The organism is Pseudomonas sp. Irchel s3a18, assembly GCF_900187535.1.
Lineage (GTDB): Bacteria > Pseudomonadota > Gammaproteobacteria > Pseudomonadales > Pseudomonadaceae > Aquipseudomonas.
In genome coordinates, this window is sequence record NZ_FYDV01000008.1 from 146,246 (window position 1) to 161,466 (window position 15,221).

At 59.9% G+C, this 15,221-nt stretch carries 17 protein-coding genes and 1 other RNA gene; 8 read left to right on the forward strand and 10 right to left on the reverse strand.

Annotation, left to right across the window (positions count from 1 at the left end):
• Positions 1 to 127 precede the first annotated feature (127 nt).
• The 3 genes from CKW29_RS13715 to CKW29_RS13725 all read left to right on the forward strand — a co-directional run bounded on the left by CKW29_RS13715 (position 128) and on the right by CKW29_RS13725 (position 3,235).
• Positions 128 to 1,270, forward strand: coding sequence for a DegT/DnrJ/EryC1/StrS aminotransferase family protein (locus tag CKW29_RS13715; protein ID WP_095145921.1), 1,143 nt, complete (start codon positions 128 to 130; stop codon positions 1,268 to 1,270).
• 370 nt (positions 1,271 to 1,640) lie between these two features.
• Positions 1,641 to 2,327, forward strand: coding sequence for a hypothetical protein (locus tag CKW29_RS13720; protein ID WP_095148668.1), 687 nt, complete (start codon positions 1,641 to 1,643; stop codon positions 2,325 to 2,327).
• Positions 2,328 to 2,533: 206 nt separating this feature from the next.
• Positions 2,534 to 3,235: a hypothetical protein gene (locus tag CKW29_RS13725; RefSeq protein WP_095148669.1), complete on the forward strand. Its 702-nt coding sequence runs from the start codon at positions 2,534 to 2,536 to the stop codon at positions 3,233 to 3,235.
• A 112-nt stretch (positions 3,236 to 3,347) separates the two neighbouring features.
• On the opposite strand, the gene gcvH is transcribed toward CKW29_RS13725, so the two are convergent.
• The 8 genes from gcvH to CKW29_RS13765 form a co-directional block, all read right to left on the reverse strand.
• On the reverse strand, positions 3,348 to 3,731 hold the full coding sequence (gcvH, locus tag CKW29_RS13730; protein WP_095145915.1) for a glycine cleavage system protein GcvH: 384 nt from the start codon (positions 3,729 to 3,731) through the stop codon (positions 3,348 to 3,350).
• A gap of 49 nt (positions 3,732 to 3,780) precedes the next feature.
• On the reverse strand, positions 3,781 to 4,863 hold the full coding sequence (gene gcvT / locus CKW29_RS13735) for a glycine cleavage system aminomethyltransferase GcvT (protein WP_095148670.1): 1,083 nt from the start codon (positions 4,861 to 4,863) through the stop codon (positions 3,781 to 3,783).
• 155 nt (positions 4,864 to 5,018) lie between these two features.
• Entirely contained in the window at positions 5,019 to 6,635 is a 1,617-nt protein-coding gene (locus tag CKW29_RS13740; RefSeq protein WP_095145911.1) for an iron ABC transporter permease, read from the reverse strand.
• Positions 6,636 to 6,834: 199 nt separating this feature from the next.
• On the reverse strand, positions 6,835 to 7,836 hold the full coding sequence (locus CKW29_RS13745) for an extracellular solute-binding protein (RefSeq protein ID WP_095145909.1): 1,002 nt from the start codon (positions 7,834 to 7,836) through the stop codon (positions 6,835 to 6,837).
• Positions 7,837 to 7,967: 131 nt separating this feature from the next.
• Positions 7,968 to 9,185, reverse strand: a complete 1,218-nt coding sequence (locus CKW29_RS13750; RefSeq protein ID WP_176465330.1) for a 2-octaprenyl-3-methyl-6-methoxy-1,4-benzoquinol hydroxylase — start codon at positions 9,183 to 9,185, stop codon at positions 7,968 to 7,970.
• 55 nt (positions 9,186 to 9,240) lie between these two features.
• Positions 9,241 to 10,428, reverse strand: coding sequence for a 2-octaprenyl-6-methoxyphenyl hydroxylase (gene ubiH / locus CKW29_RS13755; protein WP_095145906.1), 1,188 nt, complete (start codon positions 10,426 to 10,428; stop codon positions 9,241 to 9,243).
• Positions 10,425 to 11,759, reverse strand: coding sequence for a Xaa-Pro aminopeptidase (pepP, locus tag CKW29_RS13760; RefSeq protein ID WP_095148671.1), 1,335 nt, complete (start codon positions 11,757 to 11,759; stop codon positions 10,425 to 10,427). Before pepP ends, ubiH begins: the two co-directional genes overlap by 4 nt.
• A gap of 28 nt (positions 11,760 to 11,787) precedes the next feature.
• Positions 11,788 to 12,342 carry a YecA family protein gene (locus CKW29_RS13765; RefSeq protein WP_095145902.1) on the reverse strand — a complete coding sequence of 185 codons (555 nt, stop codon included), beginning with the start codon at positions 12,340 to 12,342 and terminating at the stop codon, positions 11,788 to 11,790.
• Between the two features lie 127 nt (positions 12,343 to 12,469).
• On the opposite strand from CKW29_RS13765, the gene CKW29_RS13770 reads away from it, so the two are divergent.
• The 4 genes from CKW29_RS13770 (at position 12,470) to CKW29_RS13785 (ending at position 13,928) form a co-directional block, all read left to right on the forward strand.
• Positions 12,470 to 12,679, forward strand: a complete 210-nt coding sequence (locus CKW29_RS13770) for a TIGR02449 family protein (RefSeq protein WP_007982902.1) — start codon at positions 12,470 to 12,472, stop codon at positions 12,677 to 12,679.
• Entirely contained in the window at positions 12,676 to 12,993 is a 318-nt protein-coding gene (locus tag CKW29_RS13775) for a cell division protein ZapA (protein ID WP_095081860.1), read from the forward strand. The genes CKW29_RS13770 and CKW29_RS13775 overlap by 4 nt, the downstream gene beginning before the upstream one ends.
• Before the next feature lie 30 nt (positions 12,994 to 13,023).
• Positions 13,024 to 13,202: non-coding RNA, 6S RNA (ssrS, locus tag CKW29_RS13780), on the forward strand.
• Positions 13,203 to 13,289: 87 nt separating this feature from the next.
• Positions 13,290 to 13,928 carry a 5-formyltetrahydrofolate cyclo-ligase gene (locus CKW29_RS13785; RefSeq protein ID WP_095146165.1) on the forward strand — a complete coding sequence of 213 codons (639 nt, stop codon included), beginning with the start codon at positions 13,290 to 13,292 and terminating at the stop codon, positions 13,926 to 13,928.
• A gap of 3 nt (positions 13,929 to 13,931) precedes the next feature.
• Here CKW29_RS13785 and CKW29_RS25795 read toward each other — a convergent pair whose 3' ends face one another.
• Entirely contained in the window at positions 13,932 to 14,078 is a 147-nt protein-coding gene (locus CKW29_RS25795; protein ID WP_095148672.1) for a hypothetical protein, read from the reverse strand.
• A gap of 197 nt (positions 14,079 to 14,275) precedes the next feature.
• Here CKW29_RS25795 and CKW29_RS13795 point away from each other — a divergent pair, with 197 nt between their 5' ends.
• Entirely contained in the window at positions 14,276 to 14,728 is a 453-nt protein-coding gene (locus CKW29_RS13795; RefSeq protein ID WP_095145898.1) for an EVE domain-containing protein, read from the forward strand.
• 46 nt (positions 14,729 to 14,774) lie between these two features.
• Here the strand turns inward: CKW29_RS13795 and CKW29_RS13800 are convergent, their stop codons facing one another.
• Complete coding sequence (locus tag CKW29_RS13800) at positions 14,775 to 15,182, reverse strand: flagellar basal body-associated protein FliL (RefSeq protein WP_095145896.1); 408 nt, start codon at positions 15,180 to 15,182, stop codon at positions 14,775 to 14,777.
• Between the last annotated feature and the right edge of the window lie 39 nt (positions 15,183 to 15,221).

The following is a 15,221-nucleotide window of genomic DNA, read 5'->3' on the forward strand; positions in this document are numbered from 1 at the left end:
GCGTCGATGCGATACGATCAAAGCAGCATAGCTCTCCCTGCGCGCGGGGCATGGCGTCTTTACCACTCGCGGCTCATCATGGGCCACGCGTTTCACTACCGTTCGTCACTCGGATCCACAGATCTTCATGAGCCAACTGCCTTTTCTGCCCTTTTCCAAACCTGTCATCGATGAAGCCACCATCAGCGCCGTCGGTGATGTACTGCGCTCTGGCTGGATTACCAGCGGTCCCAGGGTTCAGGCCTTCGAAGCCCAATTGTCGGAGTTTTTTGGCGGGCGCCCGGTGCGCACGTTCAACTCGGGCACCTGCACCATGGAGATCGCCCTGCGCATCGCCGGGATCGGTGCCGGTGACGAAGTGATCACCACGCCCATATCCTGGGTAGCCACCGCCAATGTCATCCTCGAAGTAGGCGCCACCCCGGTGTTTGCCGACATCGACCCAATCACCCGCAATATTGATCTGGACAGGCTCGAAGCGGCCATTACCCCGCGCACCCGGGCCATCATTCCGGTTTACCTGGCCGGGTTGCCGCTGGACATGGAGCGTTTGTACGGGATCGCCAGGAAACATGGTCTGCGCGTCGTCGAAGATGCCGCCCAGGCATTGGGCTCAAGCTGGAACGGCCAGCGCATTGGCGCCACGGGCGACTTTGTGTCGTTCAGCTTCCAGGCCAACAAGAACGTCACCTGCTCGGAGGGCGGTTGCCTGGTGCTGAACAACGCGGATGAAGTGCGACTGGCGGAGAAGTATCGCCTGCAAGGCGTGACCCGCAACGGCTTCGATGGACTGGACGTGGATGTACTGGGCGGCAAGTTCAACATGACCGATGTCGCGGCAGCCATCGGACTGGGCCAGTTCGCCCACATTGACACCATCACTACCCACCGTCGTGAGCTGGCCAGGTACTACTTTGACTGCTTTGGCAGCGATTTCGAGGCCCGGTACGGCGCGCAGCTACCACCTGCTGACTTCACCCAAAGCAACTGGCATCTGTTCCAGCTGGTGCTACCGGAACGCAAGGATGGCAAACCGGCCCGCGCCACGTTCATGGAGCAGATGCAGGCACTGGGCATTGGCATCGGTTACCACTACCCGCCGATCCACCTGCTGAGCCTGTACCGCGAACGCGGTTTCAAGGAAGGCATGTTTCCGGTGGCCGAGCGCGTCGGTCGGCTGATCGTTTCACTGCCGATGTTTTCCACCATGAGCAACGACGATGTCGAGCGTTCGGTGGCTGCGGTAAAAGCTGTTTTACAGGACACATGATCCTGCCCTGAAAAACTTGAAACCAGAAACGCCCATGCCCTGCATTGGGCGTTTTTTTGTTGCAGCGATAGGCACAGTTACCAATAGTTATAAATAGAGAGTACGGCGCTTATCACTTTGCGCCAAAAACTAAACTCTCCCGCACAGCGAGCCCCATTAACACTGGCAAACATGTGATAAGTAAACACTAATCAACACACCCGGCCTTTATCAAAAAGCAATCGCGATAGATAAAAAGTGGCAATAGCCAATAATTCTATAGGTGAAAATTCCGCATGCTATGTTTGTTCATGGCTGGGCAGCGGCAACGAAAAGCCACTAAACAGCCACCCAAAACCCACGTTTAAAATCTATCGAAATGGAGTTCAACATGAGCAGCCAGCAAATAATTGCATACATCGAAGAAGAACAGCTGAAAGCGCAAAAAAACAACAACTATAGTTTCTATCTTGCAAAGAAAGTAAATAATGACTTCACTGTCATCTGGCAATCGAAAGGTCCCGTCGCCACCGTCAACAACCCCAGTTATCAATACAAAAACACGTTCGACATCACGACTCCGTCCTTCATGGTCAACTACACGAACGACCCGGTGACAACCGGCAATGTCACCTTCACGTCCGGTGGGAAAAACCGAGCCATCAGCACAGGGCAGTCAACCATACTGGATGCAAACGGTACATTCTCACCGCCGAAAAATGATGCCAAGGTATCCGATATCTTGATCAGCAACCAGTTGCAGGCCAATCCACATGAAATTTTGCTGGATGCCAAAGGCAATAATATCTGGGTGAACCGGCAGAGCGGCATGAACATTGGCACCGCAACCCTGACACCAAAAAGTGAATACCAACTGTGGTTTGGCAATCTTCAGGAAACCGGCTCACTCATTGCCCAAAACGTGTCTTACTCGACCGTCGTGTCCATGGTCGATGGGCAAACAGTGATCATCACCTATACCAACGCCGGTGTCTGGGTTCCGGGTGAGCCCGCCGACCGTCTCAGTGACAAGGAAGTGGCGGCACTTCACGCCAGGCTCGGGATCAAGGCCGCATAACCAGCCTCGCCTGCGCAATGGAGTATGAAGACTGTGCATGTCGTTGACCGTCTTTAGAGTCCGGGTGTTTCGTGGCCCTCTAAAAACCCTGTACATCGAGGATCTACAGGGTTTTTTGTTGAGACTGACGAAGCCGAAGTCGAACCAGGCCTGGTGTATTCGGAACGCGGCATGAAATCACCCACAGGATGAATGGGAGATCGGCCATGAGCAATCAACAGATCGTGATTTATATAGAAGAAGATCAACTGGTCGCACAAAAAAACAATAACTACAGCCTCTATCTGGCAAAAAAGGTAAACGATAGCTTCACCGTCATATGGCTTTCAAAACTTCCATTCGCCACACTCGGCCAACCCAGCTATCAATACAAAAATATCTTTGACATGACTAACACCTCCTACATGGTAAATTTTACAAACACTCCACTTCAAGAGGGGGATATCAACTTCACGTCAGGGGGGAAAAACCTGCCTATTTATACCGGCCAAACAACGACATTGAATAAGTATGGCGTGTTCAGTCCCGCAACGAATGGCAGTACATCGGGGGTCGTCTCAATTATCAACCAGCTCCCAGCCAATCCACGGGAAATATTACTGGACTCCACTGGGCGGAGCCTCTGGGTGAATTGTTCAGGAGGCATGGGTATTGGTACAGCGACCATGACGCCGAAAAACGAGTTCCAGCTATGGTTTGGCGCGCCCCAGGCTAACGGTTCGTTAATCCCAGGTGGTCTTTCCAACGTTTACGTCGCAACCGTAAACGATGGGGAATCCCAAACAATCACTTTCAACAACAGTGGCGCCTGGGTTCCTGGTGAACCGGCAGCGCATCTGACAGCAGATGAGGTCATGGCCCTGAATGCCAGGGTGAACAACGTTCTGGCCATCGGAAGAAAACGTTAGGCCTGCCAGCACCAGGCTACAGATGCCTTATGCATGGCATTGAACGAAAAACACCGCGTTCCCTGGCCAGGGATACGCGGCGCTCTTGCAGAGAATTCGCTGACGGCGGTGATTACTCGCCGATAGCGCTCTTGTAGGCAGTGGGGTCGAGCAACTTGTCCAGCTCAGTGGTATCACTTGGCTCGAGCTTGAAGAACCAGCTGTCATAGGGTGCGCTGTTGACCAGTTCCGGGTTATCGGCCAACGCTTCGTTAATGGCAATGACTGTACCGGAGACGGGCGAGTAGATATCCGAAGCGGCCTTGACCGACTCGACTACACCCGCAGCATCGCCGGCGGCGAACACTTTGCCGATTTCCGGCAACTCGACGAACACGACATCACCCAAGGCTTCCTGAGCATGGTCTGAAATCCCCACTTTCACGCCGCCATCCTCATCCAGGCGGGCCCATTCGTGACTTTCGGCATAACGCAGGTCGGTTGGGATATCGCTCATGTTCTGTGTCCTCAAAAAAATGTCAGCGGTCGTTGCCCGCCAGAAAAGGTTAGATCAAGGTTTTGCCATGACGCACGAAGGTCGGTTTGACCACCCGGACCGGGTACCACTTGCCACGGATTTCCACTTCTGCCCGGTCGGCAGTTGCCATCGGCACCCGCGCCAGGGCGATCGATTTGCTCAGCGTAGGAGAGAAACTACCACTGGTGATCTCCCCTTCGCCAACATCGGCGATACGAACCACCTGATGCGCACGCAAAACCCCACGCTCTTCGAGCACCAGACCCACCAGTTTTTGCTGCACACCAGCGGCCTCTTCGGCTTCCAGCGCGGCGCGACCGATGAACTGACGAGTGGTCGGCTCCCAGGCGATGCTCCAGGCCATGTTGGAGGCCAGCGGTGAAACATCCTGGTGAATGTCCTGACCGTACAGGTTCATGCCGGCCTCAAGACGCAGTGTGTCACGGGCACCGAGGCCAATCGGCGAGATACCGGCACCCACCAGGTCGTTGAAGAACGCGGGCGCCTGGTCGGCTGGCAGAGCGATTTCCAGGCCGTCTTCACCGGTGTAACCGGTACGGGCAATGAACCAGTCACCGTCGCACTGGCCTTCGAAGGGTTTGAGTTGCTGGATCAGTGCGCCACGTGACTGGGTCACCAGTTCGGCGATCTTTTGCCGGGCGTGCGGGCCTTGGATCGCCAGCATTGCCAGTTCGCTGCGCTCGTGCAGTTGCACGGGAAAGTCGCCGAGCTGGGCGTGCATCCAGGCCAGGTCCTGATCGCGGGTGGCAGCGTTCACCACCAGGCGGTAAGTGTCTTCCAGGCGATAGACGATCATGTCGTCGACCACCCCGCCGCGCTCATTGAGCATGGTGCTGTACAAGGCACGGCCATTGCTGTGCAGGCGTTCGACATCATTGGCCAGCAAATGCTGGAGCCAGGCCTTGGCCTGGGGGCCGCTGACATCGATCACGGTCATATGGGATACATCGAAAACCCCGCAATCGCGGCGCACCTGATGGTGCTCCTCGACCTGCGAGCCGTAATGCAGTGGCATATCCCAACCGCCAAAATCGACCATCTTCGCGCCGAGTGCGAGATGAAGGTCATACAGAGGCGTACGCTGTCCCATGGGTTTCTCCTTCCGGGCTTGGCGAAGGTGCGGACAGGCACTGCGTGAGTGAAAGCCTTGAAATATAAGGCTTTCAGCCAGTTTCAGTTACCCGGTCTGAAGGACGATCCGCACCGAATGCCGCGCATTGTAGCCGCAAGGTGTAGGACTGGCACCTAACCGATGCGATGAGCCGAGCGACGGATCAAGCCGATGACCGGTAACAGGCCCACCAGAATCAGGGTCAAGGCCGGTAATGAAGCCCGCGCCCACTCGCCTTCACTGGTCATTTCAAAGACCCGTACCGCCAGCGTGTCCCAGCCAAACGGGCGCATCAGCAAGGTGGCAGGCATTTCCTTGAGCACATCGACAAACACCAGCAACGCTGCACTCAAGGTGCCCGGCAGCAACAACGGCAGATACACTTTGAAAAACAGTCGCGGTCCGCTGACCCCCAGACTGCGAGCCGCTTCAGGCAGCGACGGTCGGATCCGCGCCAGGCTGTTTTCCAGCGGCCCATAGGCCACTGCAATGAACCGCACCAGATAGGCCAGCAGCAGCGCCGACAGGCTGCCGAGCAGCAGCGGCTTGCCTGCACCGCCCAGCCAGCCCGACAGCGGCACCACCAGTTCGCGGTCCAGATAACTGAACGCGAGCATGATTGAGACCGCCAGCACCGAACCGGGCAAGGCGTAGCCGATGTTGGCCACGCTGATCCCGGAGCGAATCGTCCGGGTTGGCGCCAGGCGCCGGGCAAACGCCAGCAACAACGCCACGCAGACCGTGATCAGCGCGGCCATGGCCCCTAGGTATAAGGTGTGCAGGATTAGCCCGGCATACCGTTCGTCGAGGTCGAAACGACCGCGCTGCCAGAACCACGCCAACAGTTGCAGCAGCGGAATCACGAACGCACAGGCAAACACCAGGCCGCACCAGGTGGTCGCGGCCAGCGCCTTGAGCCCGCGCAGGTGATAGAGCGCCTGACCTCGCGGACGCTCATTGGTGGCCCGCGCAGCCCCCCGGGCACGGCGCTCGCCATACAACAGCACCATCACCACCAACAGCAACAGGCTGGCCAGTTGCGCCGCGCTCGACAGGCTGAAGAAGCCGTACCAGGTCTTGTAGATCGCAGTGGTGAAAGTGTCGAAGTTGAACACCGATACCGCACCGAAGTCCGCCAGCGTCTCCATCAAGGCCAGGGCCACGCCCGCGCCGATGGCCGGGCGCGCCATGGGCAGGGCCACGCGCCAGAACGCCTGCCACGGCGATTGGCCCAACACCCGCGCCGCTTCCATCAGGCCCTTGCCCTGGGCCAGGAACGCCGTGCGCGCCAACAGGTAGACATAGGGATAGAACACCAGCACCAGCACCAGGATCACGCCACCGGTGGAACGCACCCGTGGCAGCCGCAAGCCACTGCCAAACCATTCCCGCAGCAGGGTTTGCACCGGTCCGGAAAAATCCAGCAAGCCGACAAAGACGAACGCCAGTACGTAGGCCGGGATCGCAAACGGCAGCATCAGCGCCCAATCCAGCCAGCGGCGTCCGGGAAACTCGCACAGGCTGGTCAGCCACGCCAGGCTCACCCCCAGCAGCGTGACACCCACGCCGACGCCGAGGATCAGGGTCAGGGTGTTGCCCAGCAACCGTGGCATCTGGGTGTCCCACAGGTGGGACCAGATTTGCAGGTCGACGGTTTGCCACGACAGCAGCAACACGCTCAGCGGTAGCAGGACCAACGCGGCGATGGCGAAGACCAGGGGGTACCAGCGGCGTTGGGCGGGATGGGCCAAAAAACTGTCTCTCAAATGATTGTGCCCACGCTCTGCGTGGGCACATGGCCGGTGACGCTCGGCGTCACGCTTGAAAGGGTTGGATGCGAAGCATCCGGGGCGACGTTCCTTTGTTGCGCGTAGGAACGATCAATTCGGGGGCGCTTCACCCCCATGCGGGAGCAAGCCCCCTCGCCACACGCGCAGTATACCGGGTGACTCAGTTCCAGCCAGCGCGGTCCATCAAACGAATGGCTTCGGCCTGGCGCAGACCAGCCACTTCAACCGGCAAGGTATCGGGGATGAACTTGCCCCAGGCTTCGACTTCCGCCGATGGCTTCACGCTCGGGTTGGCCGGGAATTCCTGGTTGACGTCGGCGAAGATCTTTTGCGCTTCAGGCGTGGTCATCCACTCCACCAGGGCCTTGGCGGCTTCCGGGTGCGGCGCATACTTGGTCAGGCCGATGCCCGACAGGTTCACGTGGACACCACGGTCGGCCTGGTTCGGCCAGAACAGTTTGACCGGCAGGGCTGGCTTCTGCTTGTGCAGACGACCGTAGTAGTAAGTGTTGACGATTCCGACGTCACACTGCCCGGCGGCGATGGCTTCCAGCACGGCGGTGTCATCGGAGAATACGTCCGTAGCGAGGTTGTTGACCCAGCCCTTGATGATTTCTTCGGTCTTGGCCGCGCCATGGGTTTCGATCAGGGTGGCGGTCAACGACTGGTTGTAGACCTTCTTCGCGGTGCGCAGGCACAGACGGCCTTCCCACTGCTTGTCCGCCAGCGCTTCGTAGGTGGTCATTTCCGAAGGTTTTACCCGCTCGGTGGAGTAGGCCAGGGTACGGGCGCGCAGGCTCAAACCGGTCCAGGCATGGGACGCGGCGCGGTATTGCAGCGGGATGTTGGCGTCGATGACCTTGGAGGTAAATGGCTGCAGGATGCCCATTTGCTCGGCCTGCCACAGGTTGCCAGCATCGACGGTCAGCAGCAGGTCGGCGGTGGCGTTTTCACCTTCGGCCTTGATGCGCTGCATCAGTGGCGCTTCCTTGTCGGTGATGAACTTCACCTTCACACCGGTTTTCTCGGTGTAGGCATCGAAGACGGGCTTGATCAGCTCATCGATACGCGAGGAGTAGACCACTACCTCGTCGGCGGCCTGCGCCGCAGTACCAATCAGGGTCAGGGCAATGGCTGTCAGTAGACGCTTCGGTGCCAACATGGGAGCGGTCTCTCGATATTTGAAGTGAGTCGAAATGATAAGGACTCACATTTGCCTTCTCAACCGATCCCTCTGCGCAGGCGTTACCAAATGTTGCGCGACAGACGTGTCGTGATGAATGTTCCGCCGCCTCAGGCCTTGGCCAGCTCCGGCAGGTCACCGCTCAACCCCAGCGCCTGGCGCACGAACAGCGCCTTGGCTTCGGGCATCTGGTCGACCACTTTCAAGCCAGTATTGCGCAACCAGCGCAGCGGCAGCGGGTCGGCCTGGAACAAGCGCTCGAACCCTTCCATCGCCGCCATCAGCGCCAAATTGTGGGGCATGCGCCGACGCTCATAGCGACTGAGGACTTTAACATCCGCCAGGCGCTCGCCACGGCTGGCCGCTTGCAACAACACCTCAGCCAGCACCGCCGCATCGAGGAAGCCCAGGTTGACGCCTTGCCCGGCCAGCGGGTGGATGGTGTGGGCCGCATCGCCGATCAGGGCCAGGCCCTCGGCCACATAGCGTTTGGCGTGGCGCTGACGCAACGGCACACAGAGGCGCGGGTCGGCACTCAGCACCGTACCCAGGCGGCCCTCGAAGGCACGCTCCAGCTCGCGGCAGAAGCCTTGGTCATCCAGCGCCATCAAGCGCTCGGCTTCGTCCGGGGTGGTCGACCAGACGATCGAGCACCAATCCTGTTGTCCATCACGCTCCAGGGGCAGGAACGCCAGCGGACCGTGATCGGTAAAGCGTTGCCATGCCGTCATCTGGTGCGGCAACGAACTGCGAACGCTGGTAACGATGGCATGATGCAGGTAATCCCACTCCCGGGTCGCGACGCCGGTCAGGCGACGCACCGCCGAGTTGGCGCCATCCGCCGCGATCACCAGCGGAGCGCGCAGCGTGCGACCGTCGGCCAGGGTCAGCAGCCAGTCATCACCGGAACGGCGCATCTGCTCCAGACGGGCATTGGCCAGCAGGCCCAGGTCGCAGTCGTGCAGGCGCTCGAGCAACGCATCCTGAACCACCCGATTCTCGACGATATGCCCCAGGGCTTGGGCATGAACGCTGGCGGCCGAGAAATGGATCTGCCCGGTGCCACTGCCGTCCCAGACCTGCATGTCCGAGTAAGGGCTGCAGCGGCGTTTGACGACGCCTTCCCACACGCCCAGACGCTCAAGGATCCGCTGGCTGGCAGCCGACAAGGCGCTCACCCGCGGCTCGAACGGCGACTGCGCATCGAATGGCTTGACGCTCAGGGGGCTGCCATCGAGCAGCAGGACTTCCAGCCCGCTGTTCTGTAACGCCAGCGCCAAGGCACTCCCGACCATTCCGGCCCCGACAATCAGCAGATCTGCGCGCATGTCCATGCTTTAAGCCTGTCTCGCTTGCGGCTTGAGCCGCACGTAAAGGGTTTTCTTAAACATCGGAACGTGTTCCCAGGCCCATGGCCTGCCGGGCGAACCAGCGTTTGGCCGGCGGCAACAGGTCCAGGCCCAGCAGGCCGATGTTACGGCCCAGGGACACCAGCGGCTGAGTGCTGCCGAACAAGCGGGTCACCTGATCGGAGAAACCCACGGTCAGGTTCTGGTCCAGCCGCTGGCGTTCGCGATAGGCCTGCAACGTAGCGAAATCGCCCGGGGAGCCCGGGTTGGCGAGCAAGGCTTCAGCCAGCGCCTGGGCATCGCGCAACGACAGGTTGAACCCTTGGCCGGCAATCGGGTGCAGGCTGTGGGCGGCATTGCCCAGCACAGCCAGATGCGGACGCACCTGCTCTTCGGCCTCGATCAGCGACAAGGGATACAGATGCCGGGCACCCACCTGTTTCAACGAGCCCAGGCGATAGCCGAACACACCCTGCAGTTCGCTAAGGAAACTGCGCTCATCCAGGTCGGCCAAGCGCTGCGCGTCCATGCCCTGACGGGTCCAGACTAGCGCGCAGCGGTTTTCCGGCAGCGGCAACAGGGCCATCGGGCCGTCATCGGTGAAGCGTTCGAAGGCCATGCCGTTGTGCGCTTCGCTCGGGGTGATGTTGGCAATCAACGCACTCTGGTTATACGGGCGTTTCTTGACGCCGATCCCCAGTTGCTCACGCAGCCCCGAACGGCCGCCATCGGCCAATACCGCGAGGTCGCATTCAAGGCAGGTTTCATCGTTGAGGGTCAGGCGATAGCCGTCTTCCAGCGGTTCCATGCGCGTGACTTCGGCTGGGCAGCGCCAGCTGATCACGTCCTTGTCCAGACCTTGCCAGAGGCATTGACCCAGCCAGGCGTTTTCCACCACGTAACCGAGAGCCGGAACGCCCTCTTCCATGGCCGACAGCCGCGCGGTCGAAAAACGTCCACGGTCGGAAACATGGATTTGCTTGATCGGCTCGGCGCGACGGGAAATTTCCTGCCACAGGCCCAGCCGTTGATAAATCTGCCGGGCGCCAAACGACAACGCCGACGAGCGTGCGTCATAGCTGGGCTGGTAGCTGTCGCCGGGCGCAAAGGGTTCGATCAGCACGATCTTCCAGCCACGGCTCTTGGCCCCGGCCTGCAAGGCCAGCGCCAGGCTGGCACCGACCAGGCCGCCACCAATGATTGCCAGATTGACGCGGCTCATGCGGCTTGGGTCCGTGCCGCGGCCATCAGGGCCTCGATCTCGGCGACCGTTTTCGGCACACCCCGGGTCAGGATTTCACAGCCTTGTCTGGTTACCACCACATCATCCTCGATGCGCACGCCAATGCCGCGCCATTTCTTCGCCACGTTCAGGTTGTTCGGGGCAATGTAGATGCCCGGTTCGACGGTCAAGGCCATGCCGACTTCCAGCACCCGCCATTCACCGCCGACCTTGTACTCGCCAACATCATGGACATCCATGCCCAGCCAATGGCCGGCGCGATGCATGTAAAACGCCTTGTAGGCTTCGCTGGCGATCAACTCGTCGACATCGCCGTGCAACAGACCGAGCCGCACCAGGCCGGCCGTAATCACTTGAACCGTCGCCTCGTGCGCCTGGTTCCAGTGTTTGTTCGGTGCAATCTGGGCGAATGCGGCTTCCTGCGATGCCAGCACCAGCTCGTAGATCGCTTTCTGCTCTGCTGAAAACTTGCCGTTGACCGGCCAGGTGCGGGTGATATCGCTGGCGTAGCAGTCGATCTCGCAACCGGCGTCGATCAGCACCAGATCCCCGTCCTTGAGCAGTGCGTCATTGCTCTGGTAATGCAGGATGCAGGTGTTGCGCCCGCTGGCGACGATCGAGCCATAGGCCGGCATTTTCGCCCCGCCCTTGCGGAACTCGTAGTCGAGCTCCGCTTCCAGGCTGAACTCGTACAAACCGGCACGGCTGGCCTGCATCGCACGGATATGCGCCTGCGCGGAAATCCGCGCGGCTTCGCGCATCACCTTCACTTCTGCCGCCGATTTATACAGGCGCATGTCGTGCAGCAGATGATCCAGGGCAACGAATTCGTTCGGCGGCTGGGCACCCAGGTGCGCTTTAGAGCGGATCACGTTGATCCAGTCCATCAGGTGCCGGTCGAACTCCGGGTTGCTACCCATGGCCGAATACACCCGGTCACGGCCTTCGATCAGGCCCGGCAGGATGTCGTCGATGTCGGTAATCGGGAAGGCATCGTCGGCACCGTACTCACGGATGGCGCCTTCCTGTCCGGCCCGCAGGCCGTCCCACAGTTCGCGCTCGGCGTTGCGTTCGCGGCAGAACAGAATGTATTCACCATGTTCCCGGCCAGGCATCAGGACGATGACGGCCTGAGGCTCGGGAAAACCGCTGAGGTATTGAAAGTCGCTGTCCTGCCGGTAGACGTGCTCGACGTCGCGATTGCGGATCGCCACGGCGGCGGCCGGCAGGATTGCGATACTGTTGGGTTCCATCTGCGCCATCAGCGCCTTGCGGCGACGGGTGTATTCCAATTTCGGGATATGGATCATGGGCAGGTGGAGGTCCCTTGCAGGCGGATCAGTGCAGAGAAGGCTTGGCAGCGGGTGCCGCCTTGCTGGTCTCGGTGAACAGCAGCAATGGGGCAACCCGCAGGTACTCCATGACTTCCATGTAGTCGCTTTCGCCGTCGTCGGACTCTTCCAGGGCGTCTTGCACCTGAGCGATGGCCGCCAGGTCCTGCAACACTTCGCTGGCTTCGGTGCTCAGCGCGCTGCTGTCACGGCAGTTCAGGCCAAACCCGCTGAGGAAGCCCTGGCACCACTGGCCCAGTGCGGCCGCGCGCTCAGTGAGTGGCGCGTCGTCGGATGGCAGCAGCAGAACGACGGTCATGTCGTCGCCGGTCAGCTCGCCCTTGACCATCTCCTGCAGGCCGATCAGGGCGTTGCGAACGTTGTCTTGTGGTTCACCTTCGAGCAGTTCGGCGGCATCGACCAGCCAGCCGTCCACTTCGAAGCCGGCGCCGGCGCAGCTGCGACCGAGCAACAGGCCGTGCAGTTCGGCGGGCGAGACGGGATGACCGCTGGAACTCAGCAGGGTGGCGAAGGCTTGATACGGAGAATTCTGAATGGGCATGGGCAGCTAGGCGCCAAGCGGCGCTATGTCTAGAATGAAGCCCTGTATCCTACATCGACAGACACGCCAAGACTATTAAAGGCTGACCGCCAGTTACCGCCCATCAGACAAATCCTGTGGAACACGTATGGAAGACACCGACCTGCAAGCGCTGATGGCCAGACTCGAACTGCTAATTACTCGAGTCGAGCAACTTAAGAGTCAAAACGGACTCTTACTAGCTCAGGAAAAAACCTGGCGCGAGGAACGCGCGCACCTCATTGAAAAAAATGAAATCGCCCGGCGTAAGGTCGAATCGATGATTTCGCGCCTCAAGGCCCTGGAGCAAGACTCATGAGTTCAAGCAATAGCGTCACCGTGCAGATCCTCGACAAAGAATACTCGATCATTTGCCCCCAGGAAGAGCGCAGCAATCTGGTGAGCGCCGCCCGTTACCTGGACGGCAAGATGCGCGAAATCCGCAGCAGCGGCAAAGTCATCGGGGCCGACCGCATTGCCGTGATGGCCGCGCTGAACATCACTCACGACCTGCTGCACAGCCAGGAGCGACCGGACGTGCAGGCCAGCGCCTCGACCCGCGAGCAAGTGCGCGACCTGCTCGATCGCGTGGACCTGGCGCTGTCCAGCGATACGGATGTCAGCAAAGGCTGATTCCTGAGGGTGGTTGCGGTATACTCGCGCCACTCCCTGGGGTTCTTGCCAGTTGACGATGTCCCTGAGCCGATTCGCACTACCCTGGAGGTTGCACGTTGGGCTGGTGTGCATGTCCGCTAGACGGAAAGCCTTAAAGCCTACTGCATCTTCCACCTTGAACTTTCGGGTTCAAGGGCCAAGTTGACAGCGGTTCATCCGGGGAGCCTGATTCAAGCCGATGCTGGTTATTGCCAACATCGGCTTTTTACGACGTCACCGTCCTGGTGCCCTCGACACTCGAACAGCCCATGACGATGACCGAACCTGCGCCGCTTTCCCGCCCGCAACTTCGACGCATGCTGCGCACGGCCCGCCGCGCCCTGTCGCGCAGTGAGCAACGCCAGGCCGCCCGCGGGCTATATCAGCAGTTGGCGCAACAACCACTGTTTCGTCGAGCCAGACATATTTCCCTGTACCTGCCCACCGACGGTGAAATCGATCCGCGCTTGCTGCTGCGCGAAGCACAACGCCGGGGCAAGGCGACCTACCTGCCGGTGCTCAGCGCCTGGCCGCGAACCAAAATGGTTTTCCAGCGTGTTCGTCCCGGCGAAAAGCTGCGGCCCAACCGCTTCCGCATCCCCGAGCCTCGGATCAACCCGGCCCGGCAACGCAAGGTCTGGGCGCTGGATCTGGTGTTGTTGCCGTTGGTCGGTTTTGACGAAAGCGGTGGACGGCTGGGGATGGGCGGTGGCTTCTATGACCGCAGCCTGGCCTATCTGGCGCGCCGCAAGAATTGGCGCAAGCCGACCCTGCTGGGGCTGGCCCATGAATGCCAGAAAGTCGAAAAACTGGCTCAAGCAAGCTGGGATGTACCCTTGCAGGCAACAGTGACTGACAGACGATGGTATTTTGCAGACCAGGCGCCACCGAAGGCAGCGACACCTGTTAGTTGAGCATCAGCGCTTGAAGGGTGGTACCTGTTGCGCGACTTCGATCGGTGCATCGGTCTTGTTCGCCCATAGGCTCTGCGCGTAACCGGTGGTCACGACGCCCAAACCGAACACAATCACCAAAACCCATAGTAAATCCGGTTTGCGTTTCATCGATTGCCCCCCTCAAGGCATATCACACACGATGTCAGCAGCGGTGTCCGTTACAGGCCGTGCTTGCCGCGTCTTGCTTAAAAGTCCGGCATTCTGCGGTAACGTGCAGCGACACGCAAACGCTGGCGCCAACCGACTGTCGGTTTGTCATAAAATGGCCGAACGACTTTCCCAGCGCCCTTTTCGGAGCATAAAAGATGGCCTATTGGCTGATGAAATCCGAGCCCGACGAGCTCTCGATCAAAGGTCTTGAAAAGCTCGGCGAAGCCCGCTGGGACGGCGTTCGCAACTACCAGGCACGCAACTTCCTGCGGGCCATGGCGGTTGGCGACGAGTTTTTCTTTTACCACTCCAGCTGCCCCGAACCCGGGATTGCCGGGATCGGCCGGATTGTCGAAGCCGCCTATCCGGACCCGACGGCGCTTGAGCCTGAAAGCCATTACCACGACCCAAAAGCCACGCCCGAAAAAAACGCCTGGAGCGCGATCAATGTCACGCACGTCGAGACGTTTCCCCGCGTGCTCAAACTCGACCACCTCAAACAACAAACCGCACTGGCCGACATGCCACTGGTACAGAAAGGCTCACGGCTGTCGGTGATGCCCGTGACAGCCGAGCAGTGGGCGGCAGTGTTGGCGCTGCGTTCGTAAGCCATGCGGCGATTGCACACAGGCAGTCGCCGGCAAGCAGCACGCCTTACTGAATAATCAGGTTGTTGAACAGCAGATCCTCGACCACCGGTTTACCGGTTTCGTCGCTCATCACCTGCTGGGTCTGCTTCAAGGCTTCCTGGCGCAGCTTCTCTTTGGCTTCGACATTGTTCATGGTCTCGGTGGTTTGCTGAGCGAACAGCGCGACCAATTGGTTGCGGATCAACGGTTCGTTGGCCTTCACTGCCTTGGCCGCTTCATCACCCGTCACCCGCAGTGCCACGTCGGCCTTGTAGACCTTGAGCCTGGGCGTGCCATCCAGGCCGTAGTTACCCACGAACGGCGGGCTCAGGCTGATGTAGCTGACTTTCGGCGCCTCGCCCTCTTTGGCTTCTTCGGCCATCGCTGCCACAGGCAGAGACAGGGCCAGCAACAACATGATCCACGCTCTCACAATTCGCTCCTTATCCGGTTTGCGGCCCAGCATAGCGAC

Coding starts and splice junctions, on each gene's coding strand:
- gcvH (WP_095145915.1), bottom strand. CDS start 3,731: ATGAGCGATATCCCAACCGACCTGCGTTATGCCGAAAGTCACGAATGG.
- ubiH (WP_095145906.1), bottom strand. CDS start 10,428: ATGAGCCGCGTCAATCTGGCAATCATTGGTGGCGGCCTGGTCGGTGCC.
- CKW29_RS13785 (WP_095146165.1), top strand. CDS start 13,290: ATGACCGAACCTGCGCCGCTTTCCCGCCCGCAACTTCGACGCATGCTG.
- CKW29_RS13745 (WP_095145909.1), bottom strand. CDS start 7,836: ATGTTGGCACCGAAGCGTCTACTGACAGCCATTGCCCTGACCCTGATT.
- CKW29_RS13795 (WP_095145898.1), top strand. CDS start 14,276: ATGGCCTATTGGCTGATGAAATCCGAGCCCGACGAGCTCTCGATCAAA.
- CKW29_RS13715 (WP_095145921.1), top strand. CDS start 128: ATGAGCCAACTGCCTTTTCTGCCCTTTTCCAAACCTGTCATCGATGAA.
- gcvT (WP_095148670.1), bottom strand. CDS start 4,863: ATGGGACAGCGTACGCCTCTGTATGACCTTCATCTCGCACTCGGCGCG.
- CKW29_RS13725 (WP_095148669.1), top strand. CDS start 2,534: ATGAGCAATCAACAGATCGTGATTTATATAGAAGAAGATCAACTGGTC.
- CKW29_RS13775 (WP_095081860.1), top strand. CDS start 12,676: ATGAGTTCAAGCAATAGCGTCACCGTGCAGATCCTCGACAAAGAATAC.
- CKW29_RS13770 (WP_007982902.1), top strand. CDS start 12,470: ATGGAAGACACCGACCTGCAAGCGCTGATGGCCAGACTCGAACTGCTA.
- CKW29_RS13720 (WP_095148668.1), top strand. CDS start 1,641: ATGAGCAGCCAGCAAATAATTGCATACATCGAAGAAGAACAGCTGAAA.
- pepP (WP_095148671.1), bottom strand. CDS start 11,759: ATGATCCATATCCCGAAATTGGAATACACCCGTCGCCGCAAGGCGCTG.
- CKW29_RS25795 (WP_095148672.1), bottom strand. CDS start 14,078: ATGAAACGCAAACCGGATTTACTATGGGTTTTGGTGATTGTGTTCGGT.
- CKW29_RS13765 (WP_095145902.1), bottom strand. CDS start 12,342: ATGCCCATTCAGAATTCTCCGTATCAAGCCTTCGCCACCCTGCTGAGT.
- CKW29_RS13750 (WP_176465330.1), bottom strand. CDS start 9,185: ATGCGCGCAGATCTGCTGATTGTCGGGGCCGGAATGGTCGGGAGTGCC.